13 protein-coding genes are annotated in these 15466 nt (G+C 61.9%); 11 read left to right on the plus strand and 2 right to left on the minus strand.

Annotation, left to right across the window (positions count from 1 at the left end; genetic code table 11):
* Positions 1–90: 90 nt before the first annotated feature.
* The 4 genes from ACTHJ1_RS07275 to ACTHJ1_RS07290 all read left to right on the plus strand — a co-directional run bounded on the left by ACTHJ1_RS07275 (position 91) and on the right by ACTHJ1_RS07290 (position 5876).
* Entirely contained in the window at positions 91–708 is a 618-nt protein-coding gene (locus ACTHJ1_RS07275) for a TetR/AcrR family transcriptional regulator (RefSeq protein ID WP_440189896.1), read from the plus strand.
* A gap of 76 nt (positions 709–784) precedes the next feature.
* Positions 785–1912, plus strand: a complete 1128-nt coding sequence (locus ACTHJ1_RS07280) for an efflux RND transporter periplasmic adaptor subunit (protein ID WP_440189899.1) — start codon at positions 785–787, stop codon at positions 1910–1912.
* The gene (locus tag ACTHJ1_RS07285) at positions 1909–4995 is read left to right on the plus strand and encodes an efflux RND transporter permease subunit (RefSeq protein WP_440189902.1); all 3087 of its coding nucleotides are present in this window, start codon (positions 1909–1911) and stop codon (positions 4993–4995) included. Before ACTHJ1_RS07280 ends, ACTHJ1_RS07285 begins: the two co-directional genes overlap by 4 nt.
* A gap of 74 nt (positions 4996–5069) precedes the next feature.
* A complete protein-coding gene (locus ACTHJ1_RS07290; protein WP_440189905.1) occupies positions 5070–5876 on the plus strand; it encodes an oxidoreductase in 807 nt (268 codons plus the stop codon).
* A 159-nt stretch (positions 5877–6035) separates the two neighbouring features.
* Here ACTHJ1_RS07290 and ACTHJ1_RS07295 read toward each other — a convergent pair whose 3' ends face one another.
* The gene (locus ACTHJ1_RS07295; protein ID WP_440189908.1) at positions 6036–7001 is read right to left on the minus strand and encodes a GlxA family transcriptional regulator; all 966 of its coding nucleotides are present in this window, start codon (positions 6999–7001) and stop codon (positions 6036–6038) included.
* Positions 7002–7275: 274 nt separating this feature from the next.
* Here ACTHJ1_RS07295 and ACTHJ1_RS07300 point away from each other — a divergent pair, with 274 nt between their 5' ends.
* The 4 genes from ACTHJ1_RS07300 (at position 7276) to ACTHJ1_RS07315 (ending at position 10419) form a co-directional block, all read left to right on the plus strand.
* The gene (locus ACTHJ1_RS07300; protein WP_440189911.1) at positions 7276–7935 is read left to right on the plus strand and encodes an HD domain-containing protein; all 660 of its coding nucleotides are present in this window, start codon (positions 7276–7278) and stop codon (positions 7933–7935) included.
* A 35-nt stretch (positions 7936–7970) separates the two neighbouring features.
* On the plus strand, positions 7971–8666 hold the full coding sequence (locus tag ACTHJ1_RS07305; RefSeq protein ID WP_440189914.1) for an alpha/beta fold hydrolase: 696 nt from the start codon (positions 7971–7973) through the stop codon (positions 8664–8666).
* A 52-nt stretch (positions 8667–8718) separates the two neighbouring features.
* The gene (locus tag ACTHJ1_RS07310; RefSeq protein WP_440189917.1) at positions 8719–9591 is read left to right on the plus strand and encodes an alpha/beta fold hydrolase; all 873 of its coding nucleotides are present in this window, start codon (positions 8719–8721) and stop codon (positions 9589–9591) included.
* Between the two features lie 66 nt (positions 9592–9657).
* Positions 9658–10419: an MBL fold metallo-hydrolase gene (locus tag ACTHJ1_RS07315; RefSeq protein ID WP_440189919.1), complete on the plus strand. Its 762-nt coding sequence runs from the start codon at positions 9658–9660 to the stop codon at positions 10417–10419.
* A gap of 121 nt (positions 10420–10540) precedes the next feature.
* On the opposite strand, the gene ACTHJ1_RS07320 is transcribed toward ACTHJ1_RS07315, so the two are convergent.
* Complete coding sequence (locus tag ACTHJ1_RS07320) at positions 10541–11443, minus strand: LysR family transcriptional regulator (protein ID WP_440189922.1); 903 nt, start codon at positions 11441–11443, stop codon at positions 10541–10543.
* Positions 11444–11559: 116 nt separating this feature from the next.
* On the opposite strand from ACTHJ1_RS07320, the gene ACTHJ1_RS07325 reads away from it, so the two are divergent.
* From ACTHJ1_RS07325 to ACTHJ1_RS07335, 3 genes are all read left to right on the plus strand, one after another.
* Positions 11560–13242, plus strand: coding sequence for an acyl-CoA dehydrogenase family protein (locus ACTHJ1_RS07325; protein WP_440189925.1), 1683 nt, complete (start codon positions 11560–11562; stop codon positions 13240–13242).
* A gap of 66 nt (positions 13243–13308) precedes the next feature.
* Positions 13309–14289, plus strand: coding sequence for a Bug family tripartite tricarboxylate transporter substrate binding protein (locus ACTHJ1_RS07330; protein ID WP_440189928.1), 981 nt, complete (start codon positions 13309–13311; stop codon positions 14287–14289).
* Positions 14290–14310: 21 nt separating this feature from the next.
* Complete coding sequence (locus tag ACTHJ1_RS07335) at positions 14311–15444, plus strand: CaiB/BaiF CoA transferase family protein (RefSeq protein ID WP_440189931.1); 1134 nt, start codon at positions 14311–14313, stop codon at positions 15442–15444.
* Positions 15445–15466 lie beyond the last annotated feature (22 nt).

The following is a 15466-nucleotide window of genomic DNA, read 5'->3' on the forward strand; positions in this document are numbered from 1 at the left end:
GATCCTACTGAAGAGTATCAATTTCGATGTGACTAATATACCAAATGGTCACTTGTTTTCAAACCCCATCTTTCGCGGTAAGCTTGTGCCATGACTGACTCCACGCCTCTTGCCCCGCAACTGCGGGGACCGCAGGACCACGATGTCCGCACCCAGATCGTTGAAGCCGCCACCGAGCATTTCGGGCATTACGGCTACGAGAAGACCACTGTTTCAGACCTGGCCAAAGTCATCGGTTTTTCCAAGGCTTACATCTATAAATTCTTCGATTCCAAGCAGGCAATCGGCGAAGTGATCTGCTCCAACTGCCTGGATGCAATCATGAAGGCGGTGGACGAGGCAACGTCCGCGGCGCCCACGGCATCTGATCGGCTGCGCCAGATGTTCAAAGCCTTGGTGGAGGCCGGTAGCAACCTTTTTTTTCGGGAACGCAAGCTTTTCGACATTGCCGCTGCGGCGGCAAGCGGGCCATGGCCCTCGGCGCGTGCCTATGAAGAGCACATCAGGCAGCTCATTGCGCAAATCATCGTCGAAGGCCGCAACTCAGGCGAATTTGAGCGTAAGACCCCTCTGGATGAGACCGTGAACGCCATCCATCTCGTGATGCGCCCCTACGTCAATCCGCTCCTGCTTCAGCACAACCTCGACCTTGCTCCAGAAGCGGCGGTCCAGCTCTCCAATCTGATCCTGCGCAGTCTGGCGCCATGATTACACCTCATGTGTGACTATTGACTTTATTAGTCACTTGAATAAAATGGCGGTCCTACCCTGAAGGAAGGACCCCATGCGCCGCCAACTTGCTTTAACCGCCCCATGCCTCTTGTCCTTCGTCTTGGCAGCATGCGGCAACAATCACTCAGCTGACCCGCGCACCTCGACTCCCGTGGTCGGAATCGCGCCTGTTGCAGAGGCCCCTGTTGCCTCTCTGTCGTTCACCGGCAGCGTGGGCGCGCGGGTCGTAAGCAACCTGGGGTTTCGTGTTTCGGGCAAAATCTTGCAACGCTTGGTCGACGCGGGACAGGTGGTAACGCGTGGACAGGCGCTGATGCGGATCGATCCGACCGATCTGCGGCTGGACGCCCATGCACAGAGCCAATCGGTCGCTGCGGCTCGCGCCCAGGCGAAGCAGACCGCCGACGACGAGGCGCGTTATCGCGGGCTGGTAGCTGCCGGCGCAGTGTCAGCTTCAGCCTATGACCAAATCAAAGCGGCAGCCGATGCCGCTCGAGCGCAGCTCGCTGCCGCCGAGGCGAAAGCCGACGTGTCGAAAAACGCAGCCAGCTACGCAGTCCTGGTGGCCGACGCCGACGGCGTCGTAGTGGACACGCATGCCGAGCCCGGCCAAGTGGTAAGCGCCGGGCAGGTCGTGGTGCGCCTTGCGCACGCCGGCCCGCGCGAAGCGATCGTCGACTTGCCTGAGACATTGCGTCCGGCCATCGGATCCAAGGGCGAAGCAACGCTATATGGCAAAGACCAGGTCGTATCCGCGAGATTGCGGCAACTCTCGGATGCAGCCGATCCGCTGACGCGGACCTATGAGGCAAGATACGTACTCGAAGGCGCGCTTGCCAGCGCACCGCTAGGTGCGACGGTCACTATCCGAACACTGGTGAATGACGCCCCGGCACGGACCAGCATGCAGGTGCCGATCAGCGCCATTTTCGATCCTGGCAAGGGCGCGGGAGTCTGGGTGGTGACGGGCCATCCTGCGCATGTGACGTGGCGTTCGGTCAACGTGCTCGGACTGAGCGATGATGCTGCGCGCGTTGGCAGCATCAATGACAACCTGAAGGCAGGCGATCAGGTCGTGGCGCTCGGCGCTCAGCTATTGCACGAGGGAGAAGAAGTCAAACCCGTGCTTCTCGCCACACACACGGCCGCGATCGTCGAACGCGGAGGGCTGCTGAAATGAGTGGGTTCAACCTCTCGGCGCTTGCCGTCCGCGAGCGATCGATCACGCTCTTTCTGATTATCCTGATCTCCGTCGCCGGCATCCTTGCTTTTCTCAAACTCGGGCGAGCCGAGGATCCGCCCTTCACTGTAAAGTCGATGACCGTCATCACCGCGTGGCCTGGCGCAACCGCCAAGGAAATGCAGGACCAAGTCGCCGATCCATTAGAAAAGCGCATGCAGGAATTGCGGTGGTACGACCATACCGAAACGTACACGCGCCCCGGTCTGGCGTTCACCACCGTAGAGCTGCGCGACAGCACACCGCCCTCGGAAGTACAAGAACAGTTTTATCAGGCACGCAAGAAAATCCATGACGAATCCGCTCAGCTGCCGGCCGGCGTCATCGGGCCGATGGTGAACGACGAATTTTCAGATGTGACCTTCGCACTGTTCGCCTTGCAGGCGCAAGGCGAACCACAGCGGCTTCTAGTGCGCGAAGCCGAGGCGCTACGCCAACATCTTCTGCATGTTGCAGGGGTAGAAAAAGTCAACCTCATTGGTGAACAGCCAGAACGCATATTCGTGTCATTTTCCAATGATCGATTAGCGACGTTAGGGGTGACGCCGCAAGAGATCTTCGCCGCGCTCAATCACCAGAACCTTCTCACCGCGGCGGGTTCGATCGACACGCAAGGACCGCAAATATTCATTCGTCTGGATGGCTCCTTCGATAAATTGCAACAGATACGCGATACGCCAATTGTTGGTCATGGGCGAACGTTCAAGCTATCGGACGTCGCCGACGTCAAGCGTGGCTACGAGGATCCGCCGACTTTCTTGGTCCGCAACGACGGCAAGCCAGCATTGCTGCTGGGCATTGTGATGCGCGACGGCTGGAACGGTTTGACCCTGGGCAAGGCGCTGGACCGGGAAGTCGTCAAGGTCAACGCGGGATTGCCGTTGGGCGTGAGCCTGACGAAAATCACCGACCAATCTGTCAACATCAAGTCGGCGACCAACGAATTCATGCTCAAGTTCTTTGTCGCCCTGCTCGTGGTGATGGTCGTTTGCTTCGTCAGCATGGGCTGGCGTGTTGGCGTGGTGGTCGCCGCTGCCGTCCCGCTGACGCTGGCCGGAGTTTTTGTTGTCATGGCGGCCACGGGAAAGAACTTCGACCGCATCACTCTCGGATCATTGATCCTGGCCCTAGGTCTGCTGGTAGACGATGCGATTATCGCTATCGAAATGATGGTGGTGAAAATGGAGGAAGGCTATAGCCGAGTTCATGCCTCCGCTTATGCCTGGAGCCATACGGCCGCACCGATGCTGGCCGGCACTCTGGTTACTGCCGTGGGATTTCTGCCCAACGGTTTTGCCCGATCCACTGCAGGCGAATACACGCACAATATGTTCTGGATCGTGGGCATTGCCCTGATCACTTCCTGGATTGTCGCGGTGGTCTTCACCCCCTACCTCGGCGTGAAGTTGCTGCCGGAAATACCAAAGATTGAAGGCGGCGAGAAAACCCTCTACGACACGCCGAACTACAACCGCTTCCGTCGCGTGCTTGGTCGCGTCATCGGGCGCAAGTGGCTGGTGGCGGGCATCGTCGTCGGGGCATTCCTGCTGTCCGGCCTCGGTATGAGCGTGGTGAAAAAGCAGTTCTTCCCGACATCGGACCGCCCCGAAGTACTGGTCGAAGTACAGATGCCTTACGGATCCTCCATCGAGCAGACCAGCGTGCAGACAGCCAGGATTGAAGCCTGGCTGGCAAAGCAGAAGGAGGCGAAAATTGTCACGGCTTACATCGGCCAGGGAGCGCCTCGCTTTTACCTGGCGATGGCGCCCGAATTACCCGACCCATCCTTCGCGAAAATCGTCATTCGGACAGACAACGAAGAAGAACGCGATACCCTCAAAGTCCGGCTACGCCAAGCCATCGCGAACGGTCTGGTGTCCGCAGCGCAGGTGCGTGTCACCCAATTGGTATTCGGCCCCTACTCGCCGTATCCCGTGGCATTTCGCGTAATGGGGCCGAACCCGGACAAGCTTCGCGCGATCGCGGCGCAGGTCAAGGCGATCATGCGCGCCAGTCCGATGATGCGCACAGTCAATACCGATTGGGGACCGCGCGTCCCGACCTTGCATATCGCGTTAAACCAGGACCGGCTACAGACATTCGGACTGAGTTCAAGCTCGGTTGCTCAGCAGCTCCAGTTCCTGCTGACGGGCATCCCCGTCACGGCGGTCCGCGAGGACATTCGTTCCGTGCAAGTGGTAGCCCGCGCCGACGGCGACATCCGCTTGGATCCGGCCAAGATCAACGGCTTCACGCTGGTGGGATCATCCGGGCAGCGCGTTCCGCTCTCGCAGGTCGGAACCGTGAACGTGCAAATGGAAGAGCCCATCCTTCGTCGAAGAGACCGCATGCCAACAATCACGGTGCGCGGCGATATTGCGACGGGATTGCAACCGCCCGACGTATCTACAGCCGTATTGAAGCAATTGCAGCCAATCATCGCCGCACTACCAGACGGCTACCGGATCGAAGAAGGCGGTTCCATCGAACAATCTCGCAAGGCGTCCGATGCCATCGTCCCGCTTCTTCCTATCATGATCGCAGCCACGCTCCTGATCATCATTCTGCAGGTGCGCTCCATGGCCACCATGATCATGGTGTTTGCCACAAGCCCGCTTGGCCTGATCGGTGTCGTGCCGACACTCTTACTGTTCAATCAACCGTTCGGCATCAATGCGCTGGTCGGCCTGATCGCGCTCTCAGGCATCGTCATGCGCAATACCTTGATCCTCGTCGGACAAATAAAGGACAACATAGAATCCGGTTTGACGCCTTTTGCCGCGGTGGTCGAGGCGACCGTGCAGCGTGCCCGCCCCGTTATCCTGACTGCGCTGGCGGCGATCCTGGCCTTCATCCCGCTGACCCATTCCGTGTTCTGGGGAGCCCTCGCTTACACGCTGATCGGCGGAACGTTTGCAGGGACGATTCTGACTCTGGTTTTTTTGCCAGCCATGTATTCCATCTGGTTCAAGATCAAACCAGGCGACACGGCCGATCTGCGCAGCAACCATGCGCATGCATAACCAGCATATCGGCGAGCCCCTTTGCGCTGCCGGCATGTCTTTATCGCAATTTATCTACGTCGAAAGGAGCCGCCATGTCGAATTCTAAAGTTGTTGTCGTGACCGGAGTGTCGTCGGGTATCGGACGCGCCACCGCCGAGACGTTTGCCAAGCGAGGTTGCCGGGTATTCGGCACCGTGCGCAACACAGCAAAAGCTCAGGCGATACCCGGTGTTGTTTTCATAGAAATGGATATTCGCGATGAAGCATCAGTTCAACAGGGAATCCAGGCCGTCATCGCTCAAGCCGGGCGCATCGACGTACTTGTCAACAGCGCAGGGGTAACCCTGGTCGGCGCGACGGAAGAAACGTCGATTGCGGAAGCCCAGACGCTGTTTGACACCAACCTTCTTGGCATCCTGCGCACAACGCAGGCAGTTCTTCCGCACATGCGCGGGCAGCGCTCGGGGCGCATTGTCAATGTCAGCTCCGTGCTCGGTTTTCTGCCTGCGCCCTACATGGGGCTCTATTCGGCATCCAAGCATGCGGTTGAGAGAATGTCCGAGACCTTGGATCATGAGGTGCGCCAATTCGGAATTCGCGTAGCACTTGTCGAGCCGTCCTTCACTAAAACCAACCTGGACCTCAACGCGCCGCAGGCGGCCTCCACGATATCTGCCTACGATGCCGAGCGCAGAATTGTTTCTCAGGCCATTCAAAAGGGCATTCAAAACGCAGCCGCACCCGATGGCGTTGCCAAAGCGATTGTCGATGCCGCCTTGGGCACCTGGAAAATGCGCCATACGCCCAAGGGAGAGGCATCTCTTCTGGCCAAATTGCGCCGCTTCATGCCTGCCGTTCCGGTCGAGAAGGGTCTGAGAAAAAAATTTGGGCTCAGTTGAATTCAGCTCGCGCTTTCTTGCTACCGCGCAGGTCCGATTCGCATCGCAACACACCTGCAGACACTTTTCGGGTGTCTGGCGAGAGATCGCGGCCCCACCCACAAGGCACAGCCGTCCCGCTCGGAAGCGGTCTTTCAGCCGGCCTATCCACAGTGCGGCTCACACGGTTCTGAAGCTTCGCCGATATTGCTGAGGCGTGACGTTGAGTCGCCGCTGAAACGCGCTTCGCATCTGCTCGGGACTGGTAAAGCCACATTCGAAAGCGATGGTCTTGAGGGCCGCCTCCGTGGATTCCAGAAGTTTTCGGGCTTGGTCCAGGCGCACCCCTTCCACGAAGTCATGCGGGGTTACGTTCAGTTCGCTAACGAAGAGCCGCGCAATGCTACGCGGGCTTACACCGCCTATATCGGCGAGCCGCTCGACCGGGAAGGCCTCGCGGATGTGTTCCATGACATAGGTTTGCACCTTGCCCAGCGGGGTTTCCGGATCGCGGACCGAGTTCAGCAGGGGGCTGAACTGAGATTGACCTCCCTGGCGCTGCGCGACAACAACGAGTGCCTTGGCGCACGCGAGAGAAAGCGCGGGTCCGTGATCTTCTCCGACCAGAGAGAGACTGAGGTCGATGCCGGCCGTCACGCCGGCGGAGGTCACCAAACGATCGTCACGTGAATAGATCCGGTCATGCTCCACCCTCGCCGCAGGAAACTGCGTTGCGAGCTGCTCCGAACAAAGCCAATGCGTCGTGACGGTTCGCTCGTCGAGAAGTCCCGCATGGCCTAGCGCAAAAGCGCCCGTGCAAATCGAGCCATATCGCTGGGCCGCCACCCCCCATCGTCTCAGCCATACCGACAAGGCCTCGTCGGGTGGACTAGCCGGAAGATGCGGGCCTCCCGCCACCAGTACCGTGTGAAACGCGCGGTCTGCCTGATCGAAGCTGAGATCGGCGATCATCCACATTCCGTTGGAACTGCGCAGGCGCTGTGTGCTGCCCGCCACCAGGATGCATTGGTAATGGTCCTGTTCCGGCAAGAAGCCATTGGCTGCGGCGAAGACATCGAGCGGGCCGGCTACGTCAAGCGCTTGAACGCCGTCGAAAATGACGAGTGCAACTTCTCTCTTTGCCATCAGTACCCGTGTCCTTGTGCCAGGAATGCTCCGTTTTCGGCACTGGAAGTAGTCCGAAACGCTGCTGGCAGCTTATCACCTACGCTTGGCAGTTTTCCGCAGGTCAATGTGATTGCTGCCAAACGGGATTGTCGCGATGATGACTGGGTCGGCTGCAAGGTCCTCGTCGGACACCAGCCAAATCCTGCATTCAACCCACGGCAATGGCCGTCAGCACAAACCAGTGGCGCATTCATCCGATGCCCGCCGTGTCTGCTGCCTACGGAGAGAAATCTTGACCCACCCTCATCGCGCAACGCCGTCCATCGACGGCGTCGCCATTCCCGACAGCGCCTTGGCCCGAGCCATCACCGAATTTGTGCGCGATACCGAGACCGAGCTGCTCTTCAACCATTCGAGCCGGGTCTATTTCTTCGGCGCCATCGCCGGACGACAACGCGGGCTGACGTTCAATCCGGAGCTGCTTTATGCGGCGACGATGTTCCACGATGTGGGTCTGATGCCGTCGCACAGCAGCGCCGATCTGCGCTTCGAAGTGGATGGAGCGAACGCCGCCCGCGACTTCCTGCAAAGCTACAAGCTCGACCCTGCCGACATTGAAAAAGTGTGGACCGGCATTGCACTGCATACCACGCCGGGCATACCGGAATTCATGCATCCGGTGATCGCGCTTACCACCGCAGGCGTTGAAATGGACGTGCTGGGCCTGACCTATGACCGCTATCGCGCCGACATCCGTGAGGCCGTGGTCGCAGCCTTTCCACGCACACCCGCCTTCAAGGAAGACATCATCCAGGCCTTCTACGACGGCATCAAGCATAAGCCCGACACCACATTCGGCAACGTCAAGGCAGACGTGATCGCCGACAAAGCGCCGCATTTCCATCGCGGCAATTTCTGCTCCGTCATCCGCTGCTCACATTGGCACGGCTGAGCCTATTTCCCCAACCATTTATTCAAGGAAAAACCATGACTACCTCTGTATCCAACTCCGTCTCTAACGTAATTCTTGTCCACGGCGCCTGGGCTGACGGTTCCAGCTGGGCCAAGATCATTCCTCTGCTGGCCGCCAAGGGCGTGGCATTGACTGCCGTCCAGCTTCCTCTCACCAGTTTCGATGACGATGTTGCGGCGGTGGGCCGCGCCATCGCGCTGGCACAAGGAGATGTGGTTCTGGTTGGTCACAGCTATGGGGGCGCCGTGATCGGGCAGGCAGGCAACGACCCCAAGGTCAAGCGGCTCGTGTACATCGACGCCTTTGCGCCGGATGCGGGGGAATCGGCGGGCTCGCTGTTCGCCCAGTTCGAAGCAGTCCCGCTCAACGACGAAATCAGGCCCGACGCGAAAGGGTTTCTGTCGCTCACTTACAAGGGTGTCGCCACCCTGTTCGCACAGGACCTGGACCCCGTCGAGCAGAAGGTAATTCACGCCACGCAAGGCCCGATCAACGGCGCGGCGCTAGGCGGCACGCTGACACAGGCCGCGTGGCGCAGTCGCCCCACCTTCTACCTGATCGGCGAAAACGATCAGGCCATCCTGCGCGTGGATCAGGAACGCATGGCCGCGCGCATGAATGCAACGATCAAGCATGTGGCCTCCAGCCATGTGCCGATGTTGTCGCATCCCGTTGTCGTCGCCGACTTCATCCTTCAGGCCGCCGCCTGAGATCGCCGCAGCCGCCATATCCGCGCTGCTAGCCTGCTTCAGGAGCCGTTTCATGAATACCCTTTCGAACACTGTCAAACTGCATGTCGAAGATCTCGGGAACGGCGCTCCGGCGCTCGTTTTCCTGCATTACTGGGGAGGGTCGTCGCGCACATGGCGGCATGTCGTGCAGCGCCTTAGGCCCGGTTTTCGCACCATTGCGGTCGATCAGCGGGGCTGGGGTCAGTCGGACAAACCTCCTGGCGGCTATACGCTGGCGGCGCTGGCCGACGATGCCCAACATCTGATCGAAAGTCTCGGCCTGGATCATTACATTCTGGTGGGGCATTCGATGGGCGGCAAAGTCGCGCAGCTGCTGGCATCGCGCCGCCCGGCAGGACTGGCAGGACTGGTGCTGGTGGCGCCATCGCCGCCATCTCCGATGAGCGTGCCGCTTGCAGTCCGGCAAGACATGGTCAAGGCCTACGACAGCCGGGAAAGCATCCTGGCTACCGTCCGGCAGGTGCTGGCAGCCAACCCTCTTCAGCCGGACGATCTGGAAACCGTGGTGCAGGACAGCCTGCAAGGAGCCCCCGCTGCCAAAGTGGCGTGGCCGCTGGCCGCCAGCCAAGAAGACATCGGCGCACAAGCCGCGCGAATTCGCGTTCCCACGCTTGTCATTTCAGGCGAAAAAGATCAGGTCGATCCCCCTGCCGTGCTGCAGCGGGAACTGATGACGCGCATACCGCAAGCCACGTTGCATATTCTGCCGGGCGTCGGCCATCTCTCGCCCCTGGAAGCGCCGGGTGACCTGTCTGACCTGATCCGGGGCTTTGCCACGCCGTTAGCGGCCGCTATGCCCACACAGCTCGAGACTCCGGAAGGGTCTCTTGCCGGCGGCAGCGTGATCGCGGACACCGGCGAACACGTGGCATTGCCGCGATGAAGAAGACCTTCTCGCTACACGATAGACCGCATGTAGCCGTCTACTTGCCTATCCAAGGATAACTCCATGTTTCAGACCCAGATCATTACCATTCCGATCTTGCCTTTTGGTATGGTCAACGCCCATGTCATCCGCAGCGAGGCCGGTTGTGTGCTCATCGACACCGGGATTCCCGGATCGGAGTTCAAGATCGGCAAGGCGCTCGCCAAACACGGCCTGACGTTTCGCGACATCAAGCTGATCGTTGTGACGCATGCCCATACCGATCACGCCGGCAGCGCGGCACGTGTGCGTGCGTTGTCGGGCGCGCCCATTCTGGCGCACCGGGATGACGCGGATTTTTACAGCCGCAAGGTGCCGATGACTTATTGCACGACAAGTTGGGTCGGCAAGCTGTTTCTCAAAACGCCGGTTCCGCATGAACCCTACGAGGGCTTTACGCCGGACATCATGATGACCGCCGGCCACACCGTGAACCTGCTCGACTTCGGGGTTGACGGCATTGTGCGACATACCGGCGGCCATACGCCCGGCTCGATTGCCGTGGAGTTGTCGTCCCAAGACATGATGGTCGGCGACCTGATCGCCTCAGGCATCCTTATTGGTGGCGTGATCCGAAAAGGGCGGGCGATTCGACCGCCGTTCGAAGATGATCCCGCGATTGTTTCGCGTGAACTGATCAGGATGGTGCAAAGCGGCGGCAAGCGGTTCCATATGGGCCATGGTGGGCCTTTGGATGTTCGCGAAGTGCTGCGCCACGCCCAGGCGCTTGCAAAGCTGGGGGGCAATCCATGCATCTCTGGCAAATGCCAGCACCTGCATCACTAGGCCTTTGCAGATTCAGCAATCGGCGCTCTTCAAAAATGAGCTTGTGCCACCCGTTGCAGGGCCCGTTTTTGACCAGTCGCCATTGACTCTTGCATTACGCAACCCGCCTAATGATCGGCATTTAGACCTTCGCTTTGGGCAAGGCGTAGTGCCCCTCCACCCGCCGCAATACCGTGCGCACCAGCGGCGCCGGATCAGCCTGACGCCAAATCACCTGACTGACCGACCGCGCCTGGTGCGCGAAGGCCAGGAACCGCGTCCCCGCCAACCCGCTACGCGCCAAGCAAGCCGGCACAACAGACACCCCCAGCCCCTGCGACACCAGCGCAGCGACGCTCAGCCAATGCCGCACCTCATGACGCACCGCAGGCACGAAGCCCGCAGCCACGCATAGCGACATGACCGTCGCGTAATAGCTGGGCGATGCCGCTTGCGCGAACATGATGAACTCCTCGCCGTTCAACGCCTTCAGATCCAGACGCTTACGCCCCGCCAAGGCATGCGTCTCGGGCACACAGACGACGAAGGGCTCGGCCACCAGATCCTGCGCGCCCACCTCCTGCGGCACCGGGTTGGCATGAATAAAACCTAAATCCAGCTCGCCGCGCCGCACGGCCTCGATCTGGTCGTGGGAATTGATCTCCGACAGCACGTGCTCCACATCGGGCAGCTCGGCGCGCAGGGCGCCCAGCAGCACGGGCAGGCCGCGGTACAGCATGGAGCCGACAAAGCCGATGCGCAGCCTGCCGCGCAAGCCTGCGTCCACCCGGCGCACGAGCCGACCCACCTCGTCCGCCTGGCGCAGCAGCCCCTGGGCTTCGCGATAGAGCACGCGGCCGGCCTCGGTCAACGCCACGTGCCGGCTGGTGCGTTCAAGCAGACCGGCGCCGAGCAGGTCTTCCAGCTGGCGTATCGCATAGCTCAACGGCGGCTGGGAGATGTGCAGGCGCTGCGCCGCCCTGCCGAAGTGGCGCTCTTCGGCCACCGCAATGAAATAGCGCAGCAGCCGCGGTTCCAGTTCCATAGCGAGGCTCCTCGATTAATATTTTTCATATATTGTTCAACACAAAAATAGTATTTGTATAGATAAATCAAAGTTCGGAAGATGGTGCCGTTTTCACTGCCAAAAGCACCGCTTCCATGGATACCGTCAGCTCCTGCGCCGTTCCCGATTCGCGCGGCCTGAACCTGTACCGGGCCGACCCCTATGCCGCCGCCCTGGCCCAGTGTTATCTGCCCGCCGATCTCTATCGGCATCTGGCGCCGCATTTCGATCGCCTGGGCGAACTGGCCGGCGGCAGGCTGGACGAGCTGGCCGCGGTTTCCGACAAACACCCGCCCACGCTGTCGGTGCGCAGCCGCGCCGGCACCGATGAGTCGCGCATCGACAAGCATCCTGCCTACGTCGAGATGGAACGCCTGGCCTACAGCGAGTTCGGCCTGGCCGCGCTGTCGCATCGCGGCGGCGTGCTGGGCTGGCCCGAGCCCATGCCCGCAGCGGCCAAGTATCTGCTGACTTATCTCTTTGTGCAGGCCGAGTTCGGCCTGTGCTGCCCGGTGAGCATGACCGACTCGCTGGCGCGCACGCTGCGCAAGTTCGGCGACCCCGCGCTGGTGCAAAAGGTGCTGCCCCAGGTCATCTCGCAGGACTTCGACGAACTGCGCCAGGGCGCCATGTTCATGACCGAACAGGCTGCGGGCTCGGACGTCGGCGCCACCGAGACAGTGGCCCGCGAGCAGGCCGACGGCAGCTGGCTGCTGACCGGCGACAAGTGGTTCTGCTCCAATGCAGACGCCGGCTTCGCCATGGTGCTGGCGCGCGGCGACGACACGCCCGGCTTAAAGGGGGTTTCGCTTTTTCTGCTGCCGCGCGATCTGCCCGATGGTTCGCACAATCACTACCGGGTGCTGCGCCTGAAGGACAAACTGGGCACCCGCTCCATGGCCAGCGGCGAGATCCGCATGGAAGGCGCGCGCGCCTGGCTGGTGGGCGAGCGCGGCAAGGGCTTCAAGCAGATGGCCGACATGATCAACAATTCGCGCCTGTCCAACGGCATGCGCGCGGCCGGCCTGATGCGCCGCGCGCTGACCGAAGCGACGTTCGTGGCGCAGCGCCGCCGGGCCTTCGGCAAACGTCTGATCGACATGCCGCTGATGCGCCGGCAATTGACGAAGATGACGGTCTGGACCGAACAGGCGCGCAGCGTCATGCTGCAGACCGCGCAGGCGCTGTCGGCCGCGGACCAGGGCAAGGGCGATGCGGCGCTGGCGCGCATACTCACCCCGCTCATCAAGTTCCGCGCCTGCCGCGACGCGCGCAAGGTCACCGGCGACGGCATGGAAGTGCGCGGCGGCTGCGGCTATATCGAAGAATGGACCGAGCCGCGCCTGCTGCGCGACGCGCATCTGGGTTCGATCTGGGAAGGCACCAGCAATATCGTCGCGCTGGACGTGCTGCGCGCCATCCGCAAGGAAGGCGCGCTGCCTGCATTGAAGCGCCACATCGATAGTCTGCTGGCCGACGGCCTGCCCTGCGCGGCGCCGCTGGCCGATCTGCAGGCCCGCAGCCTGGAGCAGGCCTATGCGCTGGCCCGGTACGCGGCCGATCAGCAGCGCGACGACCTGGCCCGCCAGGTCGCCTCGGCGCTGTATCACGCCGTGGCACTGGCCGCGCTGCGCTGGGAAGCGCGCACGCCTGGGCTGCAGACGCGCGCATTGATCGCCGACCAGGTGCTGATTCATCGGCTGGCCCCGCGCGACCCGTGCGGCATACCGGCCGACGAGGACGCGGCCTGCCGCGCGATTCTGCACTACGCGCTCTGAGCGCATCGCATTCATTACGCCATCGACGCAAAGCCGGCGGCGCACAACCCCGAGGAGACAAACACGATGTACAAGAAGACCCTGGCCTGGATGGCCTGCGCCGCCGCCCTGATCGCCGCTGCGCCCGCGGCATATGCGGCAGACAGCTACCCCGAGCACGCCATCAATCTGGTCGTGCCCTTTCCGCCGGGAGGCCCAACCGATGCCCTGGCGCGGCGCCTGGCCGAAGGCCTGGGCAAGCAGCTGCACCAGAACGTGCTGGTCGAGAACCGCGCGGGCGCGGGCGGCAATATCGGCGCCGACTTTGTCGCCCATTCCGCGCCGGACGGTTATACGGTTCTTTTCGGTACGTCGGGACCGCTGGCCATCAATATCGGGCTCTACAAGCACCTGAACTACGACCCGCGCACCAGCTTCGCGCCCATCATCCGCATCGGCTATCTGCCCAACATCCTCACGGTCAATCCCTCGCTGCCCGTGCACGACGTGCAGGAGCTGATCGCCTACGCCAAGGCCAACCCCAACAAGCTCACCTTCGCCTCGTCGGGCAACGGCGCTTCCTCGCACCTGGCGGGCATTCTGTTCAACAAGATGGCGGGCACCCGCATCCAGCACATCCCCTACAAAGGCACGGGCCCGGCCATCACCGACCTGCTGGGCGGACAAGTGTCGATGTCGTTCACCGACATTCTCACCGCGCTGCCGCTGGTGAAGGCAGACAAGCTGCGCGCCCTGGGCATGGCCAGCGGCGAGCGTTCCGAAGCGCTGCCCAATCTGCCCACCATCGCCGAGCAGGGCTTGCCCGGCTACGACGTGAGCGTGTTCTTCGGCATCGTCGCGCCCAAGGGCACACCCGCCCCCGTCATCGCCCGACTCAACCAGGCCTTCGTCACCGCGCTCGACGATCCCGCCGTGGCCAAGGCCCTGCATGATCAGGGCGTCGTGCGCGCCGCCGACACCACGCCCAAGGGATTGGCCGACTACATTCAGGCACAGGTGCCGTACTGGAGCGGCATCCTCCACGAGGCCAAGGTGTCGATCGACTGACAGCCACGGAGCGCAATCGCCATGTCCCACGCCCCCATTCCGCCCGGATCGCTGTCGGGCTGCAAAGTGGTCGACCTGTCCCGCGTGCTGGGCGGCCCCTACTGCACGCAGATATTGGCCGACCACGGCGCCGACGTGCTCAAGATCGAGCCGCCCGACGGCGACGAGACGCGCGGCTGGGGGCCGCCCTTTCTGGGCAAGACGGCTTCGTACTTCGTCGGCGTCAACCGCAACAAGCGCGGCCTGTCGCTGGACTTGTCCACGTCGACCGGCCAGCATCGCCTGCGCACCCTGCTCGCCGACGCCGACGTGCTGATCGAGAACTTCAAACCCGGCACGCTGGAGAAATGGGGGCTGGGTTATGACGCGCTGAGCCAGACGTTTCCGCGTCTGGTCCATTGCCGCGTCAGCGGCTTCGGCGGCGACGGCCCGCTGGGCGGTCTGCCCGGCTACGATGCCTGCGCGCAGGCCATGTGCGGCTTGATGAGCGTCAACGGCGAGGCCGGCGGTGAAAGCACGCGCGTGGGCCTGCCCGTGGTCGACATGGTTACCGGTTTGAACGCCGCCGTGGCCATTCTGCTGGCGCTCAACGAACGCCAGCGCAGCGGCCTGGGACAGTTTCTCGACATTACGCTGTACGACTGCGCGCTGTCGCTGCTGCATCCGCATGCGCCCAACTACATCTACGGCGGCCAGTTGCCCAGGCCCACCGGCAATGCGCATCCCAACATCGCGCCGTACGAGACATTGCCCACGAAGCACGGACCGATCTTTCTGGCAGTGGGCAACAACCGGCAGTTCGCCAGTCTGGCAAAAATGCTGAAGGCGCCGGCGCTGGCCGACGATCCGCGCTTTGCCACCAATGCCGATCGCCTGATTAACCGCGCCGCGCTGCACGAACGCCTGGCCGAGTTGCTGCGCGAGCACGATCCCGTCGAGTTTTCCGAACGCCTGCTGCGCGCCGGCGTGCCCGCGGCCGCCGTGCAGGACGTGTCGCAGGCCTTGAATCATCCGCACACTGCGCATCGCAATATGGTGTGGCGCGACGGCGACTACGTGGGGCTGGGCACGCCCATCAAGCTGTCGCGCACGCCCGGTGGGCTGCGCAGCCTGCCGCCGGACCTGGGGGCGAGCAACGACGAATTCGGCTGGTAGCGCCGCGCCGACGGTTCGACCC

Origin of the sequence: Bordetella sp., assembly GCF_051960075.1 — a bacterium.
Classification (GTDB): Bacteria; Pseudomonadota; Gammaproteobacteria; order Burkholderiales; family Burkholderiaceae_B; genus Bordetella.

Coding starts and splice junctions, on each gene's coding strand:
- ACTHJ1_RS07325 (WP_440189925.1), top strand. CDS start 11,560: ATGGATACCGTCAGCTCCTGCGCCGTTCCCGATTCGCGCGGCCTGAAC.
- ACTHJ1_RS07280 (WP_440189899.1), top strand. CDS start 785: ATGCGCCGCCAACTTGCTTTAACCGCCCCATGCCTCTTGTCCTTCGTC.
- ACTHJ1_RS07330 (WP_440189928.1), top strand. CDS start 13,309: ATGTACAAGAAGACCCTGGCCTGGATGGCCTGCGCCGCCGCCCTGATC.
- ACTHJ1_RS07320 (WP_440189922.1), bottom strand. CDS start 11,443: ATGGAACTGGAACCGCGGCTGCTGCGCTATTTCATTGCGGTGGCCGAA.
- ACTHJ1_RS07305 (WP_440189914.1), top strand. CDS start 7,971: ATGACTACCTCTGTATCCAACTCCGTCTCTAACGTAATTCTTGTCCAC.
- ACTHJ1_RS07285 (WP_440189902.1), top strand. CDS start 1,909: ATGAGTGGGTTCAACCTCTCGGCGCTTGCCGTCCGCGAGCGATCGATC.
- ACTHJ1_RS07290 (WP_440189905.1), top strand. CDS start 5,070: ATGTCGAATTCTAAAGTTGTTGTCGTGACCGGAGTGTCGTCGGGTATC.
- ACTHJ1_RS07275 (WP_440189896.1), top strand. CDS start 91: ATGACTGACTCCACGCCTCTTGCCCCGCAACTGCGGGGACCGCAGGAC.
- ACTHJ1_RS07295 (WP_440189908.1), bottom strand. CDS start 7,001: ATGGCAAAGAGAGAAGTTGCACTCGTCATTTTCGACGGCGTTCAAGCG.
- ACTHJ1_RS07315 (WP_440189919.1), top strand. CDS start 9,658: ATGTTTCAGACCCAGATCATTACCATTCCGATCTTGCCTTTTGGTATG.
- ACTHJ1_RS07310 (WP_440189917.1), top strand. CDS start 8,719: ATGAATACCCTTTCGAACACTGTCAAACTGCATGTCGAAGATCTCGGG.
- ACTHJ1_RS07335 (WP_440189931.1), top strand. CDS start 14,311: ATGTCCCACGCCCCCATTCCGCCCGGATCGCTGTCGGGCTGCAAAGTG.